This is a genomic window from Aquimarina hainanensis (assembly GCF_042684685.1).
Lineage (GTDB): Bacteria > Bacteroidota > Bacteroidia > Flavobacteriales > Flavobacteriaceae > Aquimarina > Aquimarina hainanensis.
Genome location: NZ_JBHULX010000004.1, coordinates 376,055 through 401,541 on the forward strand (window position 1 = coordinate 376,055; position 25,487 = coordinate 401,541).

The following is a 25,487-nucleotide window of genomic DNA, read 5'->3' on the forward strand; positions in this document are numbered from 1 at the left end:
TTTTAATACGAGTGTTAAGGTGGTTACGGTAGCGGAGTATATTTTGATGCAACCCATCGAAATGAGAAGAGAAGCATATGTCAATTTATGGAGAATAGTGCGCACTCTAGGATGGTTTTTCAACATGGAAAAATCCAATGAAAAAAGCGAATTAGTACTTGTATACCCTTCGTTTTTTATAACACTTGACTCCCAATAACAAGAAAGGGGAATTGAAAACGTTAAACTGAAACAAGGATAAAAAGTCATAACAAACGCTTAAAAAAGTGTTATTTTTTATTTAGATCGATTTTAAATTGATAATATTGACTAACAAATTTAATTTGTTAATCAGCTTAGGAGTTACGCAAGACGTAATATTTTATACGCATAAAGGAATAATTATGGGACTGAAATTGCACTATAAAGATTTGGAGGAGATTACCTTTAACTCAGGTAATGTCAATTACTTAATAGATATTGCAGGCACAAAAGAGTATGATCATTCTTTTGAATATAGAGGAGTAAAAGGGTCTTTTAAAGAGATTGTTTTAGAGAATTTCAGGATTGGATATGGATGCAGTTATTTAGATAAAAAGACGACTTTATTATTTGATTTTGAAAATGAAACGGTAGAAATGCACTTTTCATTAAATGGAGATACAAAAACGAGTATGGATAGCATGCATCGGGATTTTTCATTCTGTAGTAATGAACACAATATATTTTACTGTAGTAATTCCAGAGGTTCCTTTCAGATGTGCTCTAAGCATTCACATATTTTTGAAGTCAATTTAAATCCTGATTTTTTTACAAAGTACCTTCCAAAAGACGAAATGTTTGATAGCTTTAAGGAGTTGATTAAAAATCATCAGGCAGGATTTATGAGCAATCATAACTATCCCATAACTCCAGAGATGCATTTTATCATTAGGGAGATTATAAAGTGTCAGTGGAAGGGACATTACAGAAAGCTGTTTCTGGAAGCAAAAGTATTAGAATTGTTAATGCTGCAAATGAAACAGATACAAGAGATGAGTGAGAGAGGAACAATTGTAACTGATCCGGTTGATATTGAACGAATGACTGTGGCAAAGGAAGTGATCACGAATCGATTAAGTGATCCCCTGACATTATCCGATCTGGCGAAACAGGTAGGAACCAATGAGTGTGCCTTGAAGAAAGGCTTTAAGAAAGTTTTTGGGACAACGGTTTTTGGTTATATTCAGGATGCCAAAATGAACAATGCCAAAAAATTACTATTAGAGCAAAAAATGTCTATTAACCAAGTGGCAGACATTACAGGATATAAAAACCCACAGCATTTTTCTACAGCTTTTAAAAAGAAGTTTGGAATTCCTCCAAGTTATTTAAAAGAAGGAAAATGTACTTCCAAAGTTTTCTAATTAATGTGGTTTATTCGTTAAGAATTCCGTCTAACGTAGTTTTAATTCCGTATACAGTAGATAAGGGCTAATTGCTTCCATATACATTTGCTTTTGTCTTTTATTTATTAATAAGCGTAAATAAGGGGGCTTTTAGAATATTTCTCGAATGAAACTTTTAGTCAATTTGCTAGTACTAGGAATAGTACTGTATTGTCAGAACATTTATACCCAATATCAGATTTCAGGAACGATAACCACTAGCTCTGGAGCTCCTGTATCAGATGCTTCTGTTTACATAAAAAACTCAAATAACGGTACGGTTTCCAATAGTCATGGAACATATGCTTTAGAATTACAATCTGATAAAGATATTGTACTCATAGTTTCGAATCTCGGTTTTGTAACTCAGGAAAAGAAGATTACTATAGAACAAGTTTCGACTGTGGTTGATTTTGCTTTGGAAGAAGATGTTGCTCACTTAAATGAAGTAACTATTGCAGGAAAGAGCAAAGCACAGTTATTGAGAGAGACGGTCTATAAACCAGAAGTTATTAATGTAGAGAGTTTACAGATAAAATCAACACCAGTAGCCGATATTATCGGACAGATATCAGGGGTCAAAGTTCGACAACAAGGAGGGTTGGGTAGTGAAGCCAATGTAATGATTAATGGAATATCTGGAAAAGGAATTCGTACGTTTATAGATGGTATTCCTGTGGATTATCTAGGTGACAGTTTCGAGTTGAGGAATATGTCTTCTGATATGATTAAGAGTATTGAAATTTATAAGAATGTTATTCCGGTTTCGTTTGGTTCTGATATTTTGGGAGGGGTGGTTAATATTGTTACCAAAAACAGATACCAGAACTATATAGAGGCATCCTATAGTTATGGTTCGTGGAATACACATTTAGGAAATATAAGTGTCAAAAGAAGATTAGGAAAAAAAGGAAATCAGTTTTTGCAGGCAGATGCGGTGATTAATCATTCCGATAATTCATATTGGATGGAAGAGATCGAAGTGCCGATAGATGAACTAAATAATACGGCAATAGGGAGAGCAAAACGGTTTCACGATACATATACCAGTACTTTTGGAAGGGTACAATATGGTACTGAAAATGTTTCCTGGGCAGATGATTTTAGAGTGGGGATTTCTGTGTCAGAGATTAATAAGGAATTCCAACATGGAATTAGTGCAATTACTCCCTGGGGAGGTGTGGAAAATACAAATACTTCATATAATGGATTGCTTTCCTGGAAGAAAAAAATATGGAAAGACAGACTTACCTCAGATGTTATTTTAGGAATTAATAAGGTCAAAGAACAATTTATCGATACTCTGGCGAGAACTTATTATTGGGATGGGAGCTATGTCCCTAAAAGTACCAGAGGAGAAAGTGGTCTCTATGTAAATGGGAGAACCCCTGAACTCGATAGGGACAATGTTTTTGCCCGCTTAGGAATGAACTACGAATTGCATGAAAACCATCAGGTAAATCTCACTTCGTTGATTTCATACGAAGAAGTGTCCGGAGAAGATAAGGCTGGAGCCGCTACATTTACTCAGGATATTTTTAAAACACCTCAGGAATTAACTAAAGTATTTACGGGGATTTCTCTGGAAAGTACTTTTTTGGATGGAAAAATCACGAATAATATTTCTGCAAAATATTATTATGGGAAAAGCTTTGCTGTTTCCCTAAAAGAAGATAATACTCTGGATCAATTCATAAAGAGCAAGCAAGAGACCCTAGGGTATGGGAATGTTTTAAAATATGAAATAACTCCTGCTTTTACAGGGTTTTTAGGATATGAATATGCGATTCGTATTCCCGATAGCGAAGAGATTTTTGGAGATGGGCTTATCATCGGACCTAATGCCAATCTGAAAATGGAACAAAGTCACAATGCGAATGCAGGAATCCAGTGGAAAGGGATGGAAGATAAAGTCCAATTATCAGTAAATGGATTTTTTAGAAAAACAGAGAATCAAATATTTCTGAATGCAATTAGCTCCGGGATTTCTGCATACCTTAATCTTTTTAATACCAAAACAATCGGGGTAGAAGGGACATTCACACTCTTTCCTATTAAGAATACATCTGTCTATGCGAATCTAACCTGGCAGAAAGTTACATTGAATGGGGTAGATGATTATGGAATAGTGGAAAGCAGACATATAGGGTCCAGAATCCCGAACACTCCTTATCTTTTTGGAAACCTTGGAGCAGATTATCAATTCCGTCATGCTTTTCAAAAAAATGATGCTTTCCATATAAGCTATCAAAACAATTTTGTAGAGGAATTCTTTTTGTCCTGGGAGAACGACGGACTAGATGAAACTAAAGCGATTATTCCCAGACAGTTTGTTCATAATGCTTCTATAGGGTATACATTTCCTGAAAAAAAATATAGCCTGAGTCTGGAATGCAGAAATGTATCAGATGAATTGGTCTATGACAATTATAAAGTTCAAAAACCAGGGAGAAGCTTTTATGTAAAATTTCGAGTTTTTCTCCAATAAAGAATCTAGTTAAACCAAAATAATAAGACATGAAAACAATAATAAAAAACATCCTGTTACTCGCATTGACAGGAATATTAATTAGCTCATGTAGCAGTGATGATGACAGCTCATCAGATACTCCGGTAGTGAAAGATGATCCGTATACACTCCTTACCAGAGTACAAACCGGAAGTTCGGTAAATTATAATTTTTATTTACAAAGTATATCGGATTTAGACAAAGAACTTTCTTTTACGAATGAAAAAGCCGTAGAGGCTATGGCAGGAGGAGCTGCTGGAGTGTATTTATTTGATAATAAATTGTACATCAATGAATATGCTACTTCAAAAAGTATAACGAAGTGGAGTAAGAATGATAAGGGAGTATATGTAAGTGACGGGGCTATTAGTACCAAAGAAATTGGTTTTGCAGGAAATCCTTATTTCCTGGATAAAAATACGGCTTTTGTAGGAGGATCATCGGCAAGTAAAATTTTGATCTTTAATCCGTCTACAATGACGAAAACAGGAGTTATTGATTTTAGTAATCATTCGAGATTAAATGAACTGACAGATTTTCCATCTGCAGGAGGTAAAGTTAATATTGAAACAGTTACTGAGATGGTAGTAAGAGATAATCACTTGTTTGTCGGGGTGTTTTTATTAAATGAAATGCAGGCATTTACACCTGCAAGTTTGTCTTCTGATATCCTGGTTATTGATCTTAATAAAGTAGATGTTGCGGGAACTGATAACTCGGCTGCAGTTGTTAAATGGATTAGTGACGACAGAGGTGTAGGAGTAGGTTCCTGGAATTCAGGATCTGGATCTTCTTTTATGACAGTTGACGAAAAAGGAGATATCTACCTATTAGCACATAATATGTGGGGAGGAGCTAGAGCATCTGGAGTTTCCAGTAAACCAGCTTGTGTTCTCCGAATCAAAAAAGGAAGCCTGGATTTTGACAAGGAATATTATTTTGATGTAGAAGCTGTTAGTAAAGGAGATGGGAATTCAGTGGTCAATATGGAATATGCTGGAAATGGAATCTTCTTTGCAACTTCAAATGACAATTCAGCAATTAATCCAGATGATCCATATTCTTTTTATCTCGATCCTATTGCACAATGGTACCAGTTTAATTTATATGATAAAACAGCAAAGCAGGTAAATGATACCTATACGAAAGGGGCTTGGGCAAGTAAAATATTATTTGACCAAAACAAGGCATATATTCCATATCAAAATAAAACAGAATCTTACTTTCTAGAGGTTGATATGACCTCTATGAAAAGTAACAAAAAATTCTCGACGGTAGGAGCTCCGATCCTGTTCAAATCGAACTAGGGCAGCAGGAGGTCAATTGTTGTCGTTTTGTTGAATGTTTATAATAAGGCAGGGCTGGTTTAGAAATAACCAGCCTTTTTTTATTCCTTCAGAGATTAATCAGATAAGGGCTGGATAAAAAAACCTTTCGTTTGTACTAAGTTGATCACATCATCTTCTGATAGATTTTCAGTCGCCTCAATCCGAAGTACATTATCGATATCTTCTATGTCAACAGACCAATTGATAATATCCGAATGCTTATTAAATGTAGGGCTAATCGATCTTACTTTTTTTCTGGACTTGATGTCGGTACAAAAAATTAATAGTTCCATAGTGATTAAATTTACTTCCTCAACAAGGAATGTTATTTCGAGAGATATCTCGTATTAAAATTTGTGTTAACAGGGGGTAAGCAATATCTAGTCTTGTTCCTGATTCGCGTTAGATTCATTAGAAGGTTCTTGTTCGGGCTGTAGTTTTCGTTCCACATATTGCCTGTAATATTCATCACCTTCTTCTTTCCAGAACTGATCATAATATTTCCATTTTGAGAAGTCTGTTTTCGAATCAGATTTGCACAAATCATCAGAATCTTTGGAAGAGCTTTTACTGCTTCCGCCACCGCAGCCTCCCAAGAGTATTTTTAATAGTATAAATAAACCAACTGCTTGCCAAAAAGTAAGTGTTGTCAAACCGAAAATATCAGGCATTAGCCAATTCCATAACCACATAATTACGAAGCCAAAAAGGATTGCCAAACCTGTAATGGCAATAGCTCCGAAGATGATGATTCCTGCAATCTCCAAAGGAGATTTTTTTCTGAATTTATGGGTGAAAAAATTTGTCATAATCTACGATTGTATTTTGTTAACTTCTTGTTCTATCTTTTTATATAATATCCCAATAGCTCTATGCCTTCGAGACATTAGTGTTCCTATTGAGATTCCTGTCTCAAATGAAATTTCTTTATAGGAATACCCTTCAAAATCTACTGCAATAATAATGTCTCTATATGCGGGCTTTAGTTGTTGTATGCATTTTTTTAATACAGATACCATCTGATCAGATGGATAATTGTCAGCTGATTGATACAACGCTCCGGCAAGTTTTAATATGTCCTGATCAGTATCAATAGCTTGTGTTTTTTTTGTCGTTCGCATTACATCGATGATCTTGTTTTTTATAGATCGGTATACAAAACCAGCAACGTTATTGATAGGAGCATATCGATCTGCTCCCGAAAAAAGTTTCAAAGCTACGTCCTGGATGATGTCTTCAGCATCGCGATTGGCGGTATTACTGATTTTAGCACCCACGTATCTTCTGAGAGATTCATACTCCTTTCCAAAGAACTCGCTAAGCTTTTTACTATTTTCTGATTCTAAACTCATTAAAACCTTTTATGAAGGGCTTTCAGTTAATAAGACGAGGCTTTTTTAGTTTATTGCATTTCTGATAATTATTTTTTAAAAATAAAATTAATTATAAAGACTTTCACTCTCTTAGATGGAGAGTGCTAAAGGGAACTTTTAAAAATAAAGAAAGAGGTTTTTTTCTGGGAGATATGTCGCAAGAAGGGATAATAGGATAAGAGTAAAACTCAGGGAAGAAGATCGGGACACTGTTACTTGGAAAAAGAAAACGGTGTATACAAAATATTTATGTATACACCGCTTCTAGTTGATGGTTGGCTTCGAAAAACGAGTTATCTATTAATTTGCATTGTGGATGTGGACATCTCTTTGTGGATAAGGAATACTAATTCCAGCAGCATCCAATGCAGTTTTACAGTCTTCTAATGTTTCAAAATAAACATCCCAATAATTTACTACATCCGCATAAGGTCTCACAACCAGATTGATTGCATTATCTCCTAGTTCACTAACGGCAACAGTAGGAGCAGGATCTTTTAATACTTTAGGAGAGTCTGTAAGTACTTTCATAATGACATCTTTTGCTTTTTTAATATCGTCATTATATCCGATTCCGATATTCAAATCTACACGGAGCTTTCCTTCTGATGTGTAGTTGATAATGTTTCCGTTTGATAATGTTCCATTAGGAATGATTGCTTCCTTATTTTCGGGAGTAAGTAGTTTTGTTGTAAAAATTTCAATTTCTTTTACAACTCCTGTAACTCCTTGCGCTTCGATAAGATCTCCAATTTTAAAAGGTTTGAAAACCATGATCAATACGCCTCCGGCGAAGTTTGCTAAGGACCCTTGTAGCGCCATTCCAATAGCTAAACCTGCAGCAGCTAGAATCGCGGCAAAAGAAGTGGTTTCAACTCCTACAGTTCCCAGTACAGCTAGAATAAGTACAATTTTAAGTACCCAACCCAATAGGTTTGTTAAGAACTTTTGTAAGCTTTCATCATAATTTCTTTTGGACATAACCATGGCAGTGGCACCAAGTATCCTTTTTATGATCCAGGACCCTATGATCCAAATGAATATGGCTCCTATAACTTTTGGACCGAAATTCATAATGAATTCTATTCCTTTATCTAACCATTTTTCAGCATCCATGTATTTTATTTTTTTAGGTATTAATGTGTTTTCTGGAGCCAAAATAAAGGAATCCGTAGCTAATAAATGATAAGAAAGGAAAATGATTTTGTTATAAAATCGATAAATGACATATGAGATCCTATAAAGTGCATAAAAAGGGATGTTAAAAAAAGCGCATTCTTTGGTGCTTTAGCTTTTGTTTTTTTAATTGTACTTTTAGCGCCACCTCAAAACTTTAAAGCATGTCAGATTTTTGGCTTTACCTAAAACTAGGTTTTTATCACGTACTTGATTGGAATGCTTATGACCATATTCTATTCCTTATTGTATTAACAGTTGCATATACATTTTCTAACTGGAAAAAAGTATTGTTATTAGTCACCCTTTTTACCTTGGGGCATACCATGTCGTTATTTCTTTCGGTGTATGGAGTGGTTCGAGTCAATGCTAGTCTCGTCGAATTTTTAATTCCAATAACTATATTTTTTGCCGCACTGTTTAATGTTTTTACGGCAAGTAATTCCAATAAATATGAGAAAGTAGGAGTTCTGTATGCAACTACAGTGTTTTTCGGTATTATTCACGGACTGGGGTTTTCTAATTATTTTAATGTGATTAGTAGTAATGTTAGTAGTAAGACATTACCGTTGATTGAATTTGCGCTAGGTGTGGAGTTAGCCCAGATAGTAGTTGTTTTTATAGTACTTTTATTGAGTTTTATAATCCAGACTGTTTTTAGATTTTCAAAGAGAGACTGGATTCTTGTGATATCTTCAATCGTAATAGGAATGGTGATTCCTATGATTATTTCCAATAAAATATGGTAATTTACAGTTTGTTAAGGTTGTATTTGACACATAGTCATAATATCTTCGTATTTTAATTATTAACCTTAGAGGAGAAAAGACGTATGTCAAATAATAAACAGCTCAAGTATGATAAGGCATATCTGAGAATTGCCAGAGAATGGGGGAAACTTTCTCATTGCTCCCGAAAAAAAGTAGGAGCAGTCATAGTAAAAGATCGTATGATTATATCTGATGGATTTAATGGGACACCTACAGGTTTTGAAAACCCTTGTGAAGATGAAGAAGGGTATACCAAATGGTATGTGTTGCATGCAGAAGCAAATGCAATTTTAAAAGTGGCTTCGTCTACACAATCATGCAAAGGAGCAACGCTGTATATTACTTTATCTCCTTGTAAAGAATGTAGTAAGCTGATCCACCAGGCAGGAATAGAACGGGTGGTGTATCAGTCGGACTATAAAGATAATTCAGGGTTGAAATTTTTGGAGAAAGCAGGAGTAGTTATAGAACAAATAAAAGAGTTAGAGGATTAAATGGGATATTCAAAAAAATATACGCCATTACTTATAGGGGTAGCTATGGGGGTTGGTGTTTTTCTTGGAAGTAAGTTGGATTTTAGAGCTTCCTCTTCCAGACTTTTTTCTTATAACCCTAAAAAAGAAAAACTAAACAGGCTTATTGATTACATTGACTATGAGTATGTAGATGAGATTAATACGGATAGTATTGTAGAAGTTACGGTTAATAGGATTCTGGAGAATTTGGATCCACATTCTGTCTATATCCCCTCAGAAGAATTAGAAGGAATTACTGAGAACATGCAAGGAGATTTTATAGGAATTGGAGTGAGTTATTATTCTTATAAAGATACTATTTCGGTAATCAATACGATTAAAGGTGGTCCCAGTGAAAAATCTGGGATAAAGGCAGGGGATCGTATATTAATGGCAGGACAAGATACCTTATATGGAGAGCGTTTGGTGCGAGATAAATTGGCAGATAAACTCAAAGGGGAGCTGAACAGTCAGGTACAGTTAAAGGTTTACAGAAGGGGAACAGGAATTTTTGATGTAGTGGTAAAAAGGGGAAGAGTTCCTATACAAAGTGTAGATGCTTTTTATATGGTTGATGAAAATGTGGGGTATATAAAAATTAACAGGTTCGCAGAAACTACTTATAAGGAATTTAAAGAAGCATTGAAGGAGCTTCAAAAAAATAATATGAAAGAGCTCATCCTGGATCTTAGAGATAATGGGGGAGGTTTTATTGCTCCTGCCCTGAAAATTGCTGATGAATTTCTGGTTGATGAGACCTTGATGATGTTTACAAAAAATAAAAAAGGAGCAATTGATAATAGTTATGCAACTGATGAAGGGGATTTTGAAACAGGAGGGATTTATATTTTGCTCAATGAAAATTCTGCTTCAGCCAGTGAGATTTTAGCAGGTGCTTTACAGGATAATGATCGAGGAGTTATCGTAGGGAGGAGGTCTTATGGCAAAGGACTAGTACAGCGAGAAATGGCATTGGGAGATGGAAGTGCCGTGCGATTGACCATATCAAGATATTATACTCCTACAGGAAGATCTATACAAAAACCATATAAAAACGGAAATGAAGCTTATTTCAAGGAATATATGGAACGGTATAAGAATGGGGAATTACAACATGCGGATAGTATCCAGGTAGCTGATTCTTTACGATTTAGGACACCAGGGGGGAAAATTGTATATGGAGGAGGAGGGATTATTCCTGATGTCTTTGTTAGTAAGGATACTACCAGAGTAGGAGAAACATTGGAGTATATGCTTCGGTCTGGATATATCGCTAGATATGTTTTTGAAGAGTTGGATAAAAAAAGAGCTTATTACAATAGTCTTTCGAAAGAAAATTTTACAAAAGAATTTGTCGTAGATAATTCATTTGTCGATCATTTCTTGTCGTACACCGAAAAAAAAGGAGTAGAATTGAACCTTGTAGGGTATAGAGACCAATTAAAGAAGTATCTTAGAGCTATAATAGCAGAACAGTTGTTTGATAAAAATGTATTTGAAGAGATCCTTAACCAGGATGATAAAATGATTAATAAGGTGTTGGAATTAAGTAAAAAAGAATAAAAACAAATAATAAAGTATGTCAGGATTCGAAGGTTATTTAGAAGTAGTAGCATTGTGTTCCCCTCTTTTATTCTTCGTGATGGCGGTTGCTTTTAGGTTGTTGGATAACAGTGCTTCTATCTTTTTAAAACACGATATCCTAGTAACCTCTTCTTATGTCTCCGGTGAAGTCATAAAAAAATGTATTGATGATACTGAGGATCAAAAACTAAAAAAAATGTTGGGGAAAGCACTTATGTTTAGAAGATTACATAATTTTTTTATGATTCTCGTATTAGTGTCAATTCCCCCGGTAGTTATAGCTTACTTTTTAGCTTTTTGATAGTTCTCTGCTTTATTTTGCTTTTTCTTGCACGGCTCTCGATATAAGAAGGATTACCATTAATAAGATAGCACAGGCAGAAGCTAAAATCCCGATAACAGCCGTTTTGCTATCCCCGGAAAAAAGATTGTCAAAATCAAGCATCGTTGTATTGTATATCAATAAACCAGCTGCCAGAGTGATAAGTAAATAGATAAAATATTTCATATGTTGTTATAATACTGTGGTTTTTATTGTTGACTGAAAATGGTTTTCATTTTCAAGAACTAAGTGTGTTTTATAAGAATAATCCTTTAATATTAGCAGCAAATAATTTCACAGCAATTGCTAGAAGGATAACACCAAATATTTTTCTGATAACGTTAATTCCCTGTTTACCCAGAAAACGTTCTATAATCCCTGAAGATTTTAGTACCACGTATACAAAAATGATATTGATCAGTATCGCGATTACAATATTAATAGGAAAAAACTCTGCGCGTAATGAAAGCAATGTCGTCATGGTTCCTGCTCCTGCGATTAACGGGAAAGCTAAGGGGACAACCGCAGCAGTTTCCGGTTCATCATCTTTGTATAGTTGTATTCCGAGGATCATTTCGATCGCTAAGAAAAAGATGATAAATGAACCAGCAACAGCAAAAGAATTGACATCAATACCTATGAGGGTTAAAATTTCTTTTCCCAGGAATAGGAAAACAATCATTAGTAAAGCAGCAACAATAGAAGCTTTTTCGCTTTGTATATGTCCTACTTTTTTACGTAAATCCAAGATAATCGGAATGCTTCCAATAATATCTATTACAGCAAATAATACCATGCTGGCGGTAATTATTTCTTTAAAATCAATTCTTGTGAATGCTGAAAATATTTCTCTTAGTTCCATATTCATGATATTACGTTTTAGTGAAACAAATATAGTAGAATCCTTTCGTGCCGATATGTAAATGTATAATAAAAAGAAAAATAAACTTTATTTTTTGATGCTTTTAGAAGTATCTTTGCCGCATGTTTCAGTTAGGAAAGACCATTGTTTCGGAGGATATTATCCAAAAAGACTTCGTTTGTAATCTATCAGCTTGTAAAGGGACTTGCTGTATAGATGGAGATGCAGGTGCTCCTTTAGAATCTACAGAAGTAGATCGTTTAAAAGAAGTGTACCCATTCGTGAAACCATACCTGAGAGAAGAAGCAATTAAAGCGATAGAGGTGCAGGGAACCCATATAGAAACGGAAGAAGGAGAGCTAGAAACTCCTCTGATTAATGGAGCAGATTGTGTATATGTTATTTTTGATGATAAAGGAATGGCATTATGTGCGATAGAAGAAGCTTATAATCGAGGAGATATTCAGTGGAAAAAGCCAATTTCATGCCATATGTATCCTGTTAGAGTTCAGGAATATACAGAATTTGCTGCAGTAAATTATCACAAATGGGAAATATGTGATGATGCCTGTACATTAGGGAAAGAACTTCAGGTTCCAGTCTATAAATTTGTAAAAGAGGCACTTATCAGGAAATTTGGTCAGGACTGGTATCAAGAACTGGAAAAAGTAGCGAAAAACTTTGAATAAAAACAGTATAACTCAACTATTTGTTTCTCTTTATTTTTATAACCAACTAATTTTCGATAAGAGAGTTTTCTGGTTATGTGCTATCAAGGCTGCTTCTCGTGTCTAAATCTGATGCGAAATATCAATGATTATAGGTTTTAATGCATTATATTTTTGTTGTGATGAACTTGTAAAAAAAACAATTGATGTTATAGTGTGTTTTTTTTGTAATCATTGCTGTTGATTTGGTAAGGATAAACACTTTTTTTTATGGCGTTTTGCTTTTTTATGAAAAAAAATGAGGTTTTTTTATCGATAAAAACCACTTTTTCAACACTACGGTTTACCCGTAATTTATGTTTTTTAAATAAATTGAAAAAACCACTAAAAAAGAGCGCTGAACTAGTGAAAAACATAAGGTTTTGAGTATTATGAATATAGCTATTTGTCTTAAGGGTTAAAAATTTAATATACTGATAAACAGTATATTGACTATGTGTCTTTTTGACTGTTTGTTTTTGTAAGAACTTCCCTCGTGTTGAAAACTTTGTTGAAAACGTTTATGGGTTTTTGCTGGATTTTTTCTCACAATTTTTGATCTTTGTTTTATCCTAATAGCAATAGAATTTTACAACAATTACAATTAAAAAAAGGTAGATGAGTGTCGTAGAGCCAATCTTACAAGAAAACAAAGATAGATTTGTTATTTTTCCGATACAGCACCATGATATATGGGAGTGGTATAAAAAATCAGAAGCAAGTTTCTGGACGGCAGAAGAAATTGATTTGCATCAGGATATTACGGATTGGACGACAAAGCTGACTGATGATGAGCGATATTTTATTAAGCATATTCTGGCTTTCTTTGCAGCTTCTGATGGAATTGTAAATGAAAATCTGGCAGAAAACTTTGTTAGTGAAGTGCAGTATACTGAAGCCAAGTTTTTTTATGGGTTTCAGATAATGATGGAAAATATTCACTCCGAAACATATTCATTGTTGATAGATACATATGTGAAGGATGAAAAAGAAAAAGATATACTCTTTAAAGCAATCGATAATTTCCCAGCTATTAGAAAAAAGGCGGATTGGGCATTAAACTGGATAGAGTCAGATTCTTTTGCAGAACGCTTAATAGCATTCGCAGCTGTTGAAGGGATTTTCTTCTCAGGGGCGTTTTGTTCTATATTCTGGCTTAAGAAACGAGGACTGATGCCAGGGTTAACGTTTTCTAATGAGTTAATATCGAGAGATGAAGGAGTGCATTGTGATTTTGCAGTGCATTTGCATAATAATCACTTGATCAATAAAGTGCCTAAGGAAAAAATAAGAGAAATACTTGTTGATGCTTTAGATATAGAAAGGGAATTTATTACAGAATCACTTCCGGTAAGTCTGATCGGAATGAATGGTAAACTGATGACACAGTATTTAGAGTTTGTAACTGATAGACTTTTGGTAGAATTAGGTTGCGAAAAAGAATACGGGGTGTCGAATCCATTTGATTTTATGGATATGATTTCTCTTCAGGGAAAAACCAACTTTTTTGAGAAGAGAGTTTCTGAATATCAAAAAGCAGGAGTTCTAAATAAAGAATCCGGAGAAGATAAAATTAGTTTTGATGCAGATTTTTAATAAAAATCACTTCGCATTAATATAAAGAATATTCATTCTGAGCTGATCCGACTAACTACTTCCGTTGAATAGGTTAGCTCAGTTTGATGTTATAGCAGTGTTTGTATAAACACAATTTTAAGGGTAAAAGTCAACGAAATAAAGAAAAAATAGTAGGATATTTTTTGATTTCATAAAAATCAAAAAGGACTTTGTATTGCTTTATGTAAAAACAGCTAATTGTAGTTGTTTGGAAATAAGGTCTTTACGGAGAAGGGTAAAATATAGTAGGATTTCTTCAGTAGGAAGAAGAATTAAAAAAGTAGCGTATGTATGTAGTAAAAAGAGATGGGAGAAAAGAGCCCATAATGTTTGATAAAATTACCGCAAGGGTAAGAAAACTTTGTTATAGTCTTAATCCGTTAGTGGATCCGGTTAAGGTGGCGATGAGAGTGATAGAGGGGTTGTATGATGGTGTTACCACTAGTGAATTGGATAATTTAGCTGCAGAAATAGCAGCAACCATGACCACAACACATCCGGATTATGCAAAATTAGCGGCTCGTATCTCTGTTTCTAACTTACATAAAAATACCAAAAAAACATTCTCGGATGTAGTGACAGATTTATATGAATATGTAAACCCGAGAACCGGAAAAGAAGCACCTTTAATTGCGGATGATGTATATGAGGTTATCATGGCAAATAAAGAAAAGCTTGACTCTACTATTATCTATAATAGAGATTTTGGGTATGATTATTTTGGTTTTAAAACCTTAGAGAGGTCATATCTGTTGAAAATTAATGGTAAAATAGCAGAAAGACCTCAACACATGTTGATGAGGGTTTCTATCGGAATTCATTTAGGAGACCTGGATGCGGCGATAGAAACTTATGAGTTGATGTCTAAGAAATATTTTACACACGCTACTCCTACATTGTTCAACGCAGGAACTCCTAAACCACAAATGTCATCGTGTTTTCTTTTGACGACAAAAGAAGATAGTATCGATGGAATATATGATACGCTAAAACAAACTGCTAAAATTTCTCAGTCAGCAGGAGGAATCGGACTATCTATTCATAATATCCGTGCTACAGGATCCTATATTTCGGGAACAAATGGAACTTCAAACGGGATTGTTCCGATGCTTCGGGTGTTTAATGATACTGCTAGATATGTAGACCAAGGAGGAGGAAAGAGAAAAGGATCTTTTGCGATTTATGTCGAACCATGGCATGCGGATATTTTTGACTTCCTGGATCTGAAAAAAAATCACGGAAAAGAAGAAATGAGGGCAAGAGACCTGTTCTATGCAATGTGGATTCCAGATTTGTTTATGAAACGAGTACAGGATGATGCAGAATGGACGCTGATGTGCCCTAATGAATGTCCAGGCTTATTCGATCTTCATAGCGAAGAATTTGAAAAACAATATTTGGCATACGAAGAACAGGGGAAAGGAAGAAGAACGATTAAGGCTAGAGAACTGTGGGAGAAAATACTGGAATCTCAGATTGAAACCGGAACACCATATATGTTGTATAAAGATGCAGCAAACCGCAAGTCCAATCAACAGAATCTGGGAACTATTCGCTCTTCTAATCTATGTACGGAAATTTTAGAATATACCAGCCCGGAAGAAATTGCAGTATGTAATCTCGCCTCTATCGCATTACCAATGTTTGTGAAAGATGGAGCATTTGATCATCAAGAATTATTTAGAATTACCAAGAGGGTTACTAAAAACCTGAATAGAGTAATTGATAGAAATTATTACCCGGTAAAAGAAGCTGAAAATTCGAATGTTCGCCATCGACCTATCGGATTGGGAGTTCAGGGATTGGCAGATGCCTTTATTAAGCTGAGATTACCATTTACCAGTGATGAGGCAAAGAAACTAAATCAGGAAATTTTTGAAACCTTATACTTTGCAGCTGTGACAGCCTCTATGGAAGAAGCTAAGGTTGACGGAGCATATCAGACCTATGAAGGATCACCAATCTCCAAAGGAGAATTTCAGCATAACCTATGGGGGATTAAAGATGAAGAGTTAAGTGGACGATGGAATTGGGAAGAATTGCGTAAGGAAGTATTGGAGCATGGAGTGAGAAATTCATTGTTAGTAGCGCCAATGCCAACAGCCTCTACGTCTCAGATTTTAGGAAACAATGAAGCCTTTGAGCCTTATACAAGTAATATTTATACAAGGCGGGTGCTCTCAGGAGAATTTATCGTAGTAAATAAACATTTATTAGAAGATTTAGTAGCATTGAACTTGTGGAATGATGACCTGAAAGATGCTATTATGAGAGCAAACGGATCTGTTCAGAATATAGATGTTATTCCGCAGGATATTAAAGAATTGTATAAGACTGTTTGGGAAATGAGTATGAAGGATATTATCGATATGTCCAGACATAGAGGGTACTTCATTGATCAGTCACAATCTTTGAATCTGTTTATGGAGGGAGCTACAATGGCTAAATTAACATCAATGCATTTCTATGCATGGAAGAGCGGATTAAAAACAGGAATGTATTACCTGCGAACAAAATCGGCAGTAGATGCAATTAAGTTTACCTTAAAAAGCAAGCCGAAAGAAGAGCCTACACAATCAGAAAAAGTAGCTGCAGCGGCTGCACAGGTATTAGAAAAAGAAACAGCTAAAAAGGAACAGCCAGCAGTGGTGCCAGAAGGAACAGCATTAACACCAGAAGAACTACGAGCTATTATAGAGCAGTCAAAAGCTGCAGAAGGAGATGATTGTTTAATGTGTGGATCCTAATATATTACGACAAATGTATTTTGTGAAGATTTCCTAATACGTTGGGAACCGATTTTTTAAATGACAAAAAGGGAAGTTATCGCTAGAAAACTTCCCTTTTTTGTATCTTCGAATTTTTGAAAAATTATGATGAAATGGGAACAACTCCTATCCTTAAAACGATATGGAGATACGAATAAACGACTTCGAAAAGATCAGGACGAAACCAGATTGGGGTTTGAAGTAGATTATGATAGAATTATTTTTTCTTCGGCTTTTAGAAGCTTGCAGGATAAGACACAGGTGATTCCATTATCAAAAACTAGTTTTGTGCATACGCGATTGACACATAGTTTGGAGGTGTCTGTTGTAGGGCGTTCATTGGGGCGAGTGGTAGGGAAAAAAATACTGGAAAAACATCCGTACTTGCAAGAAGAACACGGGTACCAGGTAAATGATTTCGGAGCGATAGTAGCTGTAGCCTCCTTGGCACATGATATTGGAAATCCACCCTTTGGACATTCGGGGGAAAAAGCAATTGGGGAGTATTTCAAAACAGGAGCAGGAAAGCAGTATAAATCTTCTTTGACACCAAAAGAATATCAGGACCTTATCGATTTTGAGGGAAATGCAAATGGATTTAAGATTGTTACAGAGTCCAGAGAAGGAGTAGAAGGAGGATTGCGACTTTCTTATGCGACCTTGGGAGCTTTTACAAAATATCCAAAAGAATCACTGCCTAAAAAACCAACCAAGGAGATTGCTCATAAAAAATTTGGATACTTTCAGAGTGAACGTTCTTTTTTCGAAGATGTCGCTGCAGAAGTGGGGCTGATAAAAAGAAAAATAGAAGATGAATATACCTATTGTAGGCATCCATTAGCGTTTCTGGTAGAAGCAGCAGATGATATTTGTTATACTATTATTGACTTTGAAGATGGGATTAATCTGGGGTTGATAGAAGAGGAGTATGCTTTAGAATATTTAATTAATTTGGTAAAAGGAGCGATTAATACCGCTAAGTACAATAGCCTTTCTTCCACAGCAGATCGCTTAAGTTATTTAAGAGCCTTAGCGATTAACACACTTATACAAGAGGCGGCAAGTGTTTTTATAGCGAATGAAGAAAAAATATTATCAGGGGAATTTCATCAGGCTTTGATAGAAAAAAGCAGGTATGAAGCTCAGATTGAAGATATATTGCAACTGAGCAGAGATAAAATATACCAAAGTCAGGAGGTGATCGAAAAAGAAATTGCAGGATATGAGATTCTGGCAACCCTTTTGGATCGATATTGTACTGCGGCAACTCATTATCATACCGGGGCGAGTTCTAATTATGATAAACTTATTCTAAAATCCGAAGAAGGGAATTTTGATTATAAGAATGAAAATTTATACACCCGTTTGATTAGTATTAGTAATTATGTGGCGAGTCTGACAGATGGAAATGCACTGTTGAAATATCAAAAAATAAGAGGACTTAAGGTGTAAAATATAGAGAAAACAGCCAATTAACATTGGCTGTTTTTTTTATCTGTATTATGAGGTGTAATGTAGCTTTCCTCTGATTGTTTTAGCAATTCCTTCAGTAGCAATCCCACAATATTGATGGAGTTCTTCTATAGTTCCGTGATGGATGAATTCGTCAGAGATCCCTAAAGAAGTAATATCAGGAGAATATGTTGATTGATTTGCCATGTCGAGAATACTACTGCCGAAACCGCCTTTAATAACTCCATCTTCTACCGTAATAATTGTTTTGTAAGTAGAGAAAATATGATCTAGAAGGGGTTGATCCAGGGGTTTGATAAAGCAGAAGTGGTAATGTGCGACTTCAGTAGGGGTACTGATCTGCTGGATAGCATTTGTTACATTTCTTCGGATTGTTCCGGTAGATAGAATGGCTATGCTTGTTCCGGTTGTCAGTTGTTTTGCTTTTCCGACAGTGATTTTTTTCATGGGTTTCCTCCATTCAATAATTTCCCCCCTGCCTCTGGGATATCGGATAGCTATAGGATGTGGTAGTCCTAATGAAGCAGTATATAGTAAATTTCGCAATTCGATTTCATCTCCTGGAGCAGCGATTAGTATGTTAGGGATACAATTGAGATAAGCAATGTCAAATACTCCATGATGTGTAGCACCGTCTGCTCCAACCAAACCAGCACGATCTACGCAAAAGACTACCGGCAGGTTTTGTAGGGCAACATCGTGAATAACTTGGTCGTAGGCTCGTTGCAGAAAAGTGGAATAAATTGTACAAAAAGGAATTAGTCCCTGTGTTGCCATTCCGGCAGCCAATGTTACGGCATGCTGTTCTGCAATTCCAACATCAATAGCCCGGTCTGGCATCTCCTCCATCATATATTTCAGAGAACTCCCCGTAGGCATAGCAGGAGTGATTCCGACAATTTTTTTATTCTTTCTGGCAAGGTCCACTAAAGTGTAGCCAAAAACATCCTGAAATTTAGGAGGTTGTTTCTTATTACTTTTAGGAATGAGATCTCCTGTTCTTGCATCAAATTTTCCAGGAGCATGGTAGGTAACCTGATTTTCTTCTGCTTGTTTTAATCCTTTGCCTTTTGTTGTTATAATATGCAATAGTTTGGGACCGTTAATAGATTTTAGCTGTTCCAGGGTTTCGCATAATTTAGGAAGGTCATGACCATCAACAGGACCAAAATAATCAAAGTTAAGTGCTTCTATAATATTATCTGTTCTGGGTTTGAACCCTACTTTTGCCTTGGTTAAATATTGTTTTAAGGCGCCTACGCTAGGGTCAATACCAATGGCATTGTCATTGAGAATAACCAGCATATTGGTATTTGTTACTCCAGCGTGATTAAGCCCTTCAAAAGCCATTCCACTGGCAATAGAGGCGTCTCCAATGACAGCAATATGTTGTTTTTGTAGATTTTCTTGTAGCCTTGATGCAATAGCCATTCCTAAAACCGCAGAAATAGAAGTAGAAGAATGACCGACACCAAAGGTATCATATATGCTTTCGCTCCTTTTTGGGAAACCGCTAATGCCATCGTACTGTCGGTTTGTGTGGAACACGTCTTTTCTGCCAGTCAGAATTTTATGAGGGTATGCCTGATGTCCTACATCCCAGACCAATAAGTCTTCAGGAGTATTAAAAATATAATGTAGCGCTATAGTGAGTTCTACAACTCCCAGACTAGCCCCTAAATGACCTTCTTTAGTAGCGACAATGTTAATGACAAAATCGCGTAACTCCTGTGCTAATAGAGGTAATTGTTCGAGAGTTAATTTCCTAAGGTCTTCGGGAGACTCAATATGCGAAAGTAAAGAATCTTTCACCAGATGATATTTTGATTAAACATAATAAACTATGCGGAGTTTATAAAAATAGTTGCTAGTACAAAAATATCATTTTTAAGATGTTTTCTTGTAATCTTTTGTAATAAGAGCTGACGAGAAGTTGCGGATTATATGAGAGCAGAGGAATATAGCTTATTATCGGCGGAAGATTTTTGTAGGAGACTTGTGATGAGAATGTTTTGTAGTGAAGTGTATCGTTGTTTGGCAAGCTGAATTTGTTTAGATTTACTCGATAATCGAGATGTGGATACTCTGGGAACTTATTTCGAATTAATGTCTGTTTCTTAATAGAAAGCCTTTCTGGATGAGGGAGACTGTTGTGAGTTTGTTAGGGTCGGCATTTTGAGGAACAACCATGGAGGGGAAACTCTCAGTTTTTTTAAAATAAAGAAGAAAAATATGTTAGACCCATTTGATGATGCACATTTTATGAGAAAAGCGTTGATGGAGGCTGAAGCAGCGTATGAAAAAGGAGAAATTCCGATAGGAGCGGTGGTGGTTGTAGCAGATAGGATTATTGCCAGGGCGCATAATCTTACCGAGTTATTGAATGATGTGACAGCCCATGCAGAAATGCAGGCAATTACAGCTGCAGCAAATTACCTGGGAGGAAAATACCTCAAAGAATGCACATTGTACGTAACGATAGAACCTTGTCAGATGTGCGCTGGAGCCCTTTATTGGAGTCAGATAGGAAGGATTGTTTACGGAGCTAGAGATCATCAGAGAGGATGTATTGAAATGGGAACAAAATTGCACCCAAAAACTACCATGGAAGGAGGCGTTATGGAAGAAGAATGTAGTGCTATTCTCAAGCGTTTCTTCATCGAGAAAAGGAACCTTAATTAATACCTCAAAGGATAGTCCTGAGAGCACCTTTTGTACAAACTTTTATTCTCAGGTAATTCCTGGACGTTAAAAACTCATATAGGAAGCATACATCATGAAAAATACAATTGCAGAAAGAATTCAGGATTTTTTAAAACAATTCCCTCCTTTCGAAAAATTTCAAAAAGAAGACTTGTTAGAAGTCGCAAAGCAAATTCGGGTGCTGTATGTAGAGAATAAAGAATATATCTTTCGGCAAGAAGAACCATGTCATGATGAGTTTTATATTGTTCGGGAAGGAGCTATAGGATTGTATAGAGGAGGTGCAGAAGATGCTAATCTGGTCGATGTGTGTGATGTGGGAGATATGTTTGGCTTGCGTATTATGATTATAAAGAAGAATTATCGCATGTCAGCAAGAGCAGATGAAGAATCCATTGTCTATGCAATTCCGGCGAAGGTCTTTGATCCTTTTATTCAAAAAAATACAGAGGTTAATCGTTTTTTGTTAGAGACGTTCGCGTCTCATGCCAGAAATTACTATACGGAGAATGAAGAAGGGCAAAAAGTAGATAATACGATATCATTAGAAGCAGCAAAGGACTTATCATCATTGCGAAGTGTTTCGTATCGCAAAAAGCCAGTGACCTGTTCCATAGACGATACAGTACAGGATATTGCTAGAAAAATGGCAAAGTACAGGGTGAGTTGTATTATTGCAGTTAGTAGTGAAATGTATCCGCTAGGGATGGTGACAGACCGGGACCTTCGGGTTAAAATTGCAACCGGAGAATTCCCAATTCATGCTTCTGTAGGGGAGATAATGACATCTCCTGTGGTTACATATGCCAAAAGCCTCACTATTGTAGAAGCGCAAATCGCATTGATCAAAAATGAAATAGGATATTTGTGTATTACCAAAGATGGTACGCGAAATAGTAAATTGATTGGTATTTTGACCGATCACGATTTGGTCGTTTCTTTTGGGAATAACCCATCGGTTTTAATAAAAGAGACAAAACGGGTAAAACAGATAAAACAGCTTCGATATATACGACAGCAAACAGAAAAATTGTTGGAGCAGTATTTAGAGCAGAATATTTCTACCATCCACATTCTGAATATTATTTCGGAGATTAACGATGCGGTGATTACACGTGTGATTGATCTTGCGATTCAAGAGATGTCAGTTCCTCCTCCGGTACAATTTGGTTTTTTGGTTCTGGGGAGTCAGGGGAGACGGGAGCAGTTGTTATTGACAGATCAGGATAATGCGATTGTTTTTGAAGATGTAGCGGAGAAAGATTATGAAGCAACCCAGCATTATTTTATGGTATTGGCTACAGAAATAACCAAAGGGTTGCATTCGGTAGGATTTGAATACTGCCCGGCAGAAATGATGGCGAGTAATCCTCGATGGTGTATGTCGCTATCCAAGTGGGAAGAGCAATTCGAAAGCTGGATGACCAAACCGAGTGAAGAAGGTACTTTGTTGTCGTCTATTTTTTTTGATTTTCATCACCTGTATGGTGATCCAACCCTGGCTGATCGATTATCAGATGTAGTATTTGAAGGGGTGAATAAAAGCAATCGCTTTTTGAGTTTATTAGGGGTTAGTGCCTTGGATAAACCTTCACCGCTTGGGTTTTTTAAACAATTTCTGGTGGAGCAGAACGGAGAACATAAAGATTCTTTTGATATCAAAACCAGAGCGATGATGGTTCTTATTGATGCCGCGAGAATATTAGGGCTGTATTACAATCTGAAAAATGTGAATAATACAATTCTCAGGTATGAGAAACTGGCAACTTTAGAACCTAATAACAAAGAACTTTTTGAGAGTTGTGGAAAGGCATTTCGGGTATTGATTAAGTTCAGAACCAAGCAAGGGTTGATTCATCAGGATTCAGGACGATTTATTCAGCTGAATCAACTAAGTAAAGCAGATAAACTGAGACTTAAAAGATGTTTTAAGCCAATACGGGATATTCAGGAATTGTTAAAGCATAGATTTCATTTAAATGCATATATGTGATTTGGTGTAAAATGAATTTGATATCTTTATAAGTAATGAGGCTTTGGCAGCAAAAAAATAAAAAAGAAGTTCCTGTTTTTTGGAAGGATTACGCACGGCTTTTTGATAAAAAAAGAAAGTATCAGCAAGTCGAAGAAGAGCGAATCATTGCGTTTGATACAGAGACCACTGGTTTTAATTACAAAGAAGATCGAATTTTGTCTATTGGAGCTGTTGCTGTAAAAGGAAAGGCGATTAATGTTTCGGATCAGTTAGAATTGTATTTAGAACAGGAAGTTTTTAAATCGGAAACAGTGGCTATTCATGAGATCAGGAAAAATCATAAATATGATAAAGTTTCCGAAAAGAAAGCATTGGAATTATTTTTAGACTATGTGCAGGATGCTGTTTTGATAGCGCATCATGCAGAGTTTGATAAGAAAATGATCAATGCTGCATTAAAGCGACATGAACTGGGGAAATTAAAAAATAAACTATTGGATACAAGTGTCTTGTTCCGTAAAACGAAGCATAAAATTTATACGATGCATGATCCGGAGAAGCATTATAGTTTGGATGAGTTGTGTATGGATCTGAAAATATCCAAAAGTGACAGGCATACCGCTTCAGGAGATGCGTTTATTACAGCCATAGCTTTTTTAAAAATACTTGGAAAGCTTAAAAAGAACGGGAAAGTATCAATGAAAGGACTCTTTCGAATAAAATAAGCAGAGCCATTAGATTCTTAGAGGTAAAAATGCTGTTGTAATATACGGTGATGTATTAGTGGTACTAAGGAAGGTGTAATTTCTTGCTTTTTATAAAGTCTTTATGGGAACAATCCATGCTTTATGAAAAAAAGAATCCTTTTTATAGTATTGCTATATGCTGTACAAGTGTGGTCTCAGGAACAACACCTGATTCAGGGAGTTGTTATGTCTAATCAACAGAAGCTATCAGGAGTTCATGTGCTGAACCTATCCAGACAAGAAGGAGGAATTACGGATGAATACGGACGATATCAGTTAATAGCAGCAGCAGGAGATACTCTTTCTTTTTCTGCGATACAATATGTAACTAAAAAGATAAAGATTACCCGTAAAGAACTAATGGAGGAACGTTTAGATGTTTTATTACGTGAAAATGTAAATGAATTAGATCCGGTATTATTGTCAGATCAAAAACTCAGTGGACAATTAGAAGAAGATGCAAAAAATATAAAGACATATGAACAGTATTTTCCTTTGTGGAATGCTGAAGAGGTGATTCGTGCTATGCCTGTAGTTAAGGATGATGCGCAATCTCCGGTAAAAAATCAGGTATTTAGTGATGGGACTGTAGCTACGCCTTTGAATTTTATAGCAATAGGAAAGCTGGTGGCAGGTTTTGTAAAGAAAAAGAAGAAGAAAAAGAAAAGACCAAAGAAGTTTATCCCTCTTTCAGCGATATATGATAAACAGTTTGTGATACATAAAATCGGAATACCTGAGGGGGAGTACGAATCATTTGTTTCGTATATTCATAGTCAGCCCGGAACTCAGGAAGTATTCAGACATCCCGATCAGCTGATTGTTTTGGAATATTGTATAAAGATGGCAGCACATTATCGCAAACAATAAAGCCCTGTAATAACAGAGCTTTATGATTTGAAACTGTAAATTATATTTTGTTAGCCGTGGAGTACTCTTACTCTGGCTGCAATAGTTCCTTTTTTTCCTTTTTCTTCGTCATACGCTACTTTGTCCCCTTCATTAAGAGCTTCTCCGTTAAGTCCAGATGCATGAACAAAGATGTCTTTTCCTGTTTCGTCGTTTGTAATGAATCCATAACCTTTTGACTCATTAAAAAATTTAACTGTTCCTTCCATTTTGTGTGATAATGATTTTAATATAGTCTTAAAGGTAGGCTTAATTATGGGAAGTGTTGTTATAAAAAAGTAAATATTTTTTAAAAAAATGTTTTTGTTGGTTCATCAAGCAAGATTTTAAAGCCTTGAAGAGAGATTCGAAATTAAGGTTTACGGTGCTAAATCTTATGAACTTGTTTTCAGGGATTTTGTCCAATAATTGAGTGTTGCGTGTTTTGGAATTTTCTTTGTTTCCTGTAAGGAGCGTTCTGAGGCGACTTACTTTTTTTCGTCCGAATTAAAATCTCTCATCTTTTTTAAATTCTCATCAGTAAGCATGTAATCTTTTACCTTTTTATCTTTCCATCGGTGGTAGATAAAAAGAGGCATAAGAAGAAAGGAAGCGATGAGAATACTAATGCCAATACATTTATCCCCTGTAGGGTGATTTCCTGTGTTTTTGAAGTAGTAACCTACGCCGATTCCGATAGTTACTGCGATGAATAAAAAACGAATTATATATTTCATAGGTCTGGTATTGCTGTTTTTCTATGCT

At 35.7% G+C, this 25,487-nt stretch carries 24 protein-coding genes; 15 read left to right on the plus strand and 9 right to left on the minus strand.

The window, feature by feature from the left end:
* The first annotated feature begins 383 nt into the window (after nucleotides 1-383).
* The 3 genes from ACFSTE_RS06995 to ACFSTE_RS07005 all read left to right on the plus strand — a co-directional run bounded on the left by ACFSTE_RS06995 (nucleotide 384) and on the right by ACFSTE_RS07005 (nucleotide 5,222).
* Nucleotides 384-1,385 carry a helix-turn-helix transcriptional regulator gene (locus tag ACFSTE_RS06995; RefSeq protein ID WP_378257411.1) on the plus strand — a complete coding sequence of 334 codons (1,002 nt, stop codon included), beginning with the start codon at nucleotides 384-386 and terminating at the stop codon, nucleotides 1,383-1,385.
* Between the two features lie 148 nt (nucleotides 1,386-1,533).
* On the plus strand, nucleotides 1,534-3,894 hold the full coding sequence (locus tag ACFSTE_RS07000) for a TonB-dependent receptor (RefSeq protein WP_378257409.1): 2,361 nt from the start codon (nucleotides 1,534-1,536) through the stop codon (nucleotides 3,892-3,894).
* Between the two features lie 29 nt (nucleotides 3,895-3,923).
* Nucleotides 3,924-5,222, plus strand: a complete 1,299-nt coding sequence (locus tag ACFSTE_RS07005; RefSeq protein WP_176028495.1) for a hypothetical protein — start codon at nucleotides 3,924-3,926, stop codon at nucleotides 5,220-5,222.
* A gap of 95 nt (nucleotides 5,223-5,317) precedes the next feature.
* Here ACFSTE_RS07005 and ACFSTE_RS07010 read toward each other — a convergent pair whose 3' ends face one another.
* The 4 genes from ACFSTE_RS07010 to ACFSTE_RS07025 all read right to left on the minus strand — a co-directional run bounded on the left by ACFSTE_RS07010 (nucleotide 5,318) and on the right by ACFSTE_RS07025 (nucleotide 7,732).
* Entirely contained in the window at nucleotides 5,318-5,536 is a 219-nt protein-coding gene (locus ACFSTE_RS07010) for a hypothetical protein (protein ID WP_176028496.1), read from the minus strand.
* Between the two features lie 87 nt (nucleotides 5,537-5,623).
* Entirely contained in the window at nucleotides 5,624-6,052 is a 429-nt protein-coding gene (locus ACFSTE_RS07015; RefSeq protein WP_378257407.1) for a hypothetical protein, read from the minus strand.
* A gap of 3 nt (nucleotides 6,053-6,055) precedes the next feature.
* Nucleotides 6,056-6,595 (minus strand): RNA polymerase sigma factor, encoded by a 540-nt coding sequence (locus ACFSTE_RS07020; RefSeq protein ID WP_176028498.1) that lies wholly within the window; start codon nucleotides 6,593-6,595, stop codon nucleotides 6,056-6,058.
* A gap of 321 nt (nucleotides 6,596-6,916) precedes the next feature.
* The gene (locus ACFSTE_RS07025) at nucleotides 6,917-7,732 is read right to left on the minus strand and encodes a mechanosensitive ion channel family protein (protein WP_378257405.1); all 816 of its coding nucleotides are present in this window, start codon (nucleotides 7,730-7,732) and stop codon (nucleotides 6,917-6,919) included.
* Nucleotides 7,733-7,956: 224 nt separating this feature from the next.
* Between ACFSTE_RS07025 and ACFSTE_RS07030 the strand changes: the two genes are divergently transcribed.
* The 4 genes from ACFSTE_RS07030 (at nucleotide 7,957) to ACFSTE_RS07045 (ending at nucleotide 10,962) form a co-directional block, all read left to right on the plus strand.
* Nucleotides 7,957-8,541: a HupE/UreJ family protein gene (locus ACFSTE_RS07030; protein WP_176028500.1), complete on the plus strand. Its 585-nt coding sequence runs from the start codon at nucleotides 7,957-7,959 to the stop codon at nucleotides 8,539-8,541.
* 83 nt (nucleotides 8,542-8,624) lie between these two features.
* Nucleotides 8,625-9,056 (plus strand): deoxycytidylate deaminase, encoded by a 432-nt coding sequence (locus ACFSTE_RS07035; RefSeq protein ID WP_176028501.1) that lies wholly within the window; start codon nucleotides 8,625-8,627, stop codon nucleotides 9,054-9,056.
* A complete protein-coding gene (locus tag ACFSTE_RS07040) occupies nucleotides 9,057-10,640 on the plus strand; it encodes a S41 family peptidase (protein WP_176028502.1) in 1,584 nt (527 codons plus the stop codon).
* A 16-nt stretch (nucleotides 10,641-10,656) separates the two neighbouring features.
* Nucleotides 10,657-10,962, plus strand: coding sequence for a hypothetical protein (locus ACFSTE_RS07045; RefSeq protein ID WP_176028503.1), 306 nt, complete (start codon nucleotides 10,657-10,659; stop codon nucleotides 10,960-10,962).
* Nucleotides 10,963-10,974: 12 nt separating this feature from the next.
* Here the strand turns inward: ACFSTE_RS07045 and ACFSTE_RS07050 are convergent, their stop codons facing one another.
* Both ACFSTE_RS07050 and ACFSTE_RS07055 read right to left on the minus strand, forming a co-directional pair.
* Nucleotides 10,975-11,169: a hypothetical protein gene (locus tag ACFSTE_RS07050; RefSeq protein ID WP_176028504.1), complete on the minus strand. Its 195-nt coding sequence runs from the start codon at nucleotides 11,167-11,169 to the stop codon at nucleotides 10,975-10,977.
* A 70-nt stretch (nucleotides 11,170-11,239) separates the two neighbouring features.
* Nucleotides 11,240-11,851: a MarC family protein gene (locus ACFSTE_RS07055; protein WP_378257402.1), complete on the minus strand. Its 612-nt coding sequence runs from the start codon at nucleotides 11,849-11,851 to the stop codon at nucleotides 11,240-11,242.
* Nucleotides 11,852-11,967: 116 nt separating this feature from the next.
* Here ACFSTE_RS07055 and ACFSTE_RS07060 point away from each other — a divergent pair, with 116 nt between their 5' ends.
* The 4 genes from ACFSTE_RS07060 (at nucleotide 11,968) to ACFSTE_RS07075 (ending at nucleotide 18,389) form a co-directional block, all read left to right on the plus strand.
* On the plus strand, nucleotides 11,968-12,534 hold the full coding sequence (locus ACFSTE_RS07060) for a DUF3109 family protein (RefSeq protein ID WP_176028505.1): 567 nt from the start codon (nucleotides 11,968-11,970) through the stop codon (nucleotides 12,532-12,534).
* A 636-nt stretch (nucleotides 12,535-13,170) separates the two neighbouring features.
* On the plus strand, nucleotides 13,171-14,148 hold the full coding sequence (locus ACFSTE_RS07065; protein ID WP_176028506.1) for a ribonucleotide-diphosphate reductase subunit beta: 978 nt from the start codon (nucleotides 13,171-13,173) through the stop codon (nucleotides 14,146-14,148).
* Nucleotides 14,149-14,456: 308 nt separating this feature from the next.
* Nucleotides 14,457-16,916 carry a ribonucleoside-diphosphate reductase subunit alpha gene (locus ACFSTE_RS07070; protein ID WP_176028507.1) on the plus strand — a complete coding sequence of 820 codons (2,460 nt, stop codon included), beginning with the start codon at nucleotides 14,457-14,459 and terminating at the stop codon, nucleotides 16,914-16,916.
* Nucleotides 16,917-17,045: 129 nt separating this feature from the next.
* On the plus strand, nucleotides 17,046-18,389 hold the full coding sequence (locus ACFSTE_RS07075) for a deoxyguanosinetriphosphate triphosphohydrolase (protein WP_176031070.1): 1,344 nt from the start codon (nucleotides 17,046-17,048) through the stop codon (nucleotides 18,387-18,389).
* Nucleotides 18,390-18,437: 48 nt separating this feature from the next.
* On the opposite strand, the gene ACFSTE_RS07080 is transcribed toward ACFSTE_RS07075, so the two are convergent.
* Nucleotides 18,438-20,222 (minus strand): 1-deoxy-D-xylulose-5-phosphate synthase, encoded by a 1,785-nt coding sequence (locus tag ACFSTE_RS07080; RefSeq protein ID WP_378257399.1) that lies wholly within the window; start codon nucleotides 20,220-20,222, stop codon nucleotides 18,438-18,440.
* 420 nt (nucleotides 20,223-20,642) lie between these two features.
* Here ACFSTE_RS07080 and ACFSTE_RS07085 point away from each other — a divergent pair, with 420 nt between their 5' ends.
* The 4 genes from ACFSTE_RS07085 (at nucleotide 20,643) to ACFSTE_RS07100 (ending at nucleotide 24,704) form a co-directional block, all read left to right on the plus strand.
* The gene (locus ACFSTE_RS07085) at nucleotides 20,643-21,092 is read left to right on the plus strand and encodes a nucleoside deaminase (RefSeq protein WP_176028509.1); all 450 of its coding nucleotides are present in this window, start codon (nucleotides 20,643-20,645) and stop codon (nucleotides 21,090-21,092) included.
* A 94-nt stretch (nucleotides 21,093-21,186) separates the two neighbouring features.
* Nucleotides 21,187-23,106 carry a DUF294 nucleotidyltransferase-like domain-containing protein gene (locus ACFSTE_RS07090; RefSeq protein ID WP_176028510.1) on the plus strand — a complete coding sequence of 640 codons (1,920 nt, stop codon included), beginning with the start codon at nucleotides 21,187-21,189 and terminating at the stop codon, nucleotides 23,104-23,106.
* A gap of 35 nt (nucleotides 23,107-23,141) precedes the next feature.
* Nucleotides 23,142-23,813, plus strand: coding sequence for a 3'-5' exonuclease (locus tag ACFSTE_RS07095; RefSeq protein ID WP_176028511.1), 672 nt, complete (start codon nucleotides 23,142-23,144; stop codon nucleotides 23,811-23,813).
* A 123-nt stretch (nucleotides 23,814-23,936) separates the two neighbouring features.
* The gene (locus tag ACFSTE_RS07100) at nucleotides 23,937-24,704 is read left to right on the plus strand and encodes a carboxypeptidase-like regulatory domain-containing protein (RefSeq protein ID WP_176028512.1); all 768 of its coding nucleotides are present in this window, start codon (nucleotides 23,937-23,939) and stop codon (nucleotides 24,702-24,704) included.
* A 50-nt stretch (nucleotides 24,705-24,754) separates the two neighbouring features.
* On the opposite strand, the gene ACFSTE_RS07105 is transcribed toward ACFSTE_RS07100, so the two are convergent.
* Nucleotides 24,755-24,952, minus strand: coding sequence for a cold-shock protein (locus tag ACFSTE_RS07105; RefSeq protein ID WP_176028513.1), 198 nt, complete (start codon nucleotides 24,950-24,952; stop codon nucleotides 24,755-24,757).
* A gap of 258 nt (nucleotides 24,953-25,210) precedes the next feature.
* Nucleotides 25,211-25,459: a hypothetical protein gene (locus tag ACFSTE_RS07110; RefSeq protein WP_176028514.1), complete on the minus strand. Its 249-nt coding sequence runs from the start codon at nucleotides 25,457-25,459 to the stop codon at nucleotides 25,211-25,213.
* Nucleotides 25,460-25,487: the final 28 nt, after the last annotated feature.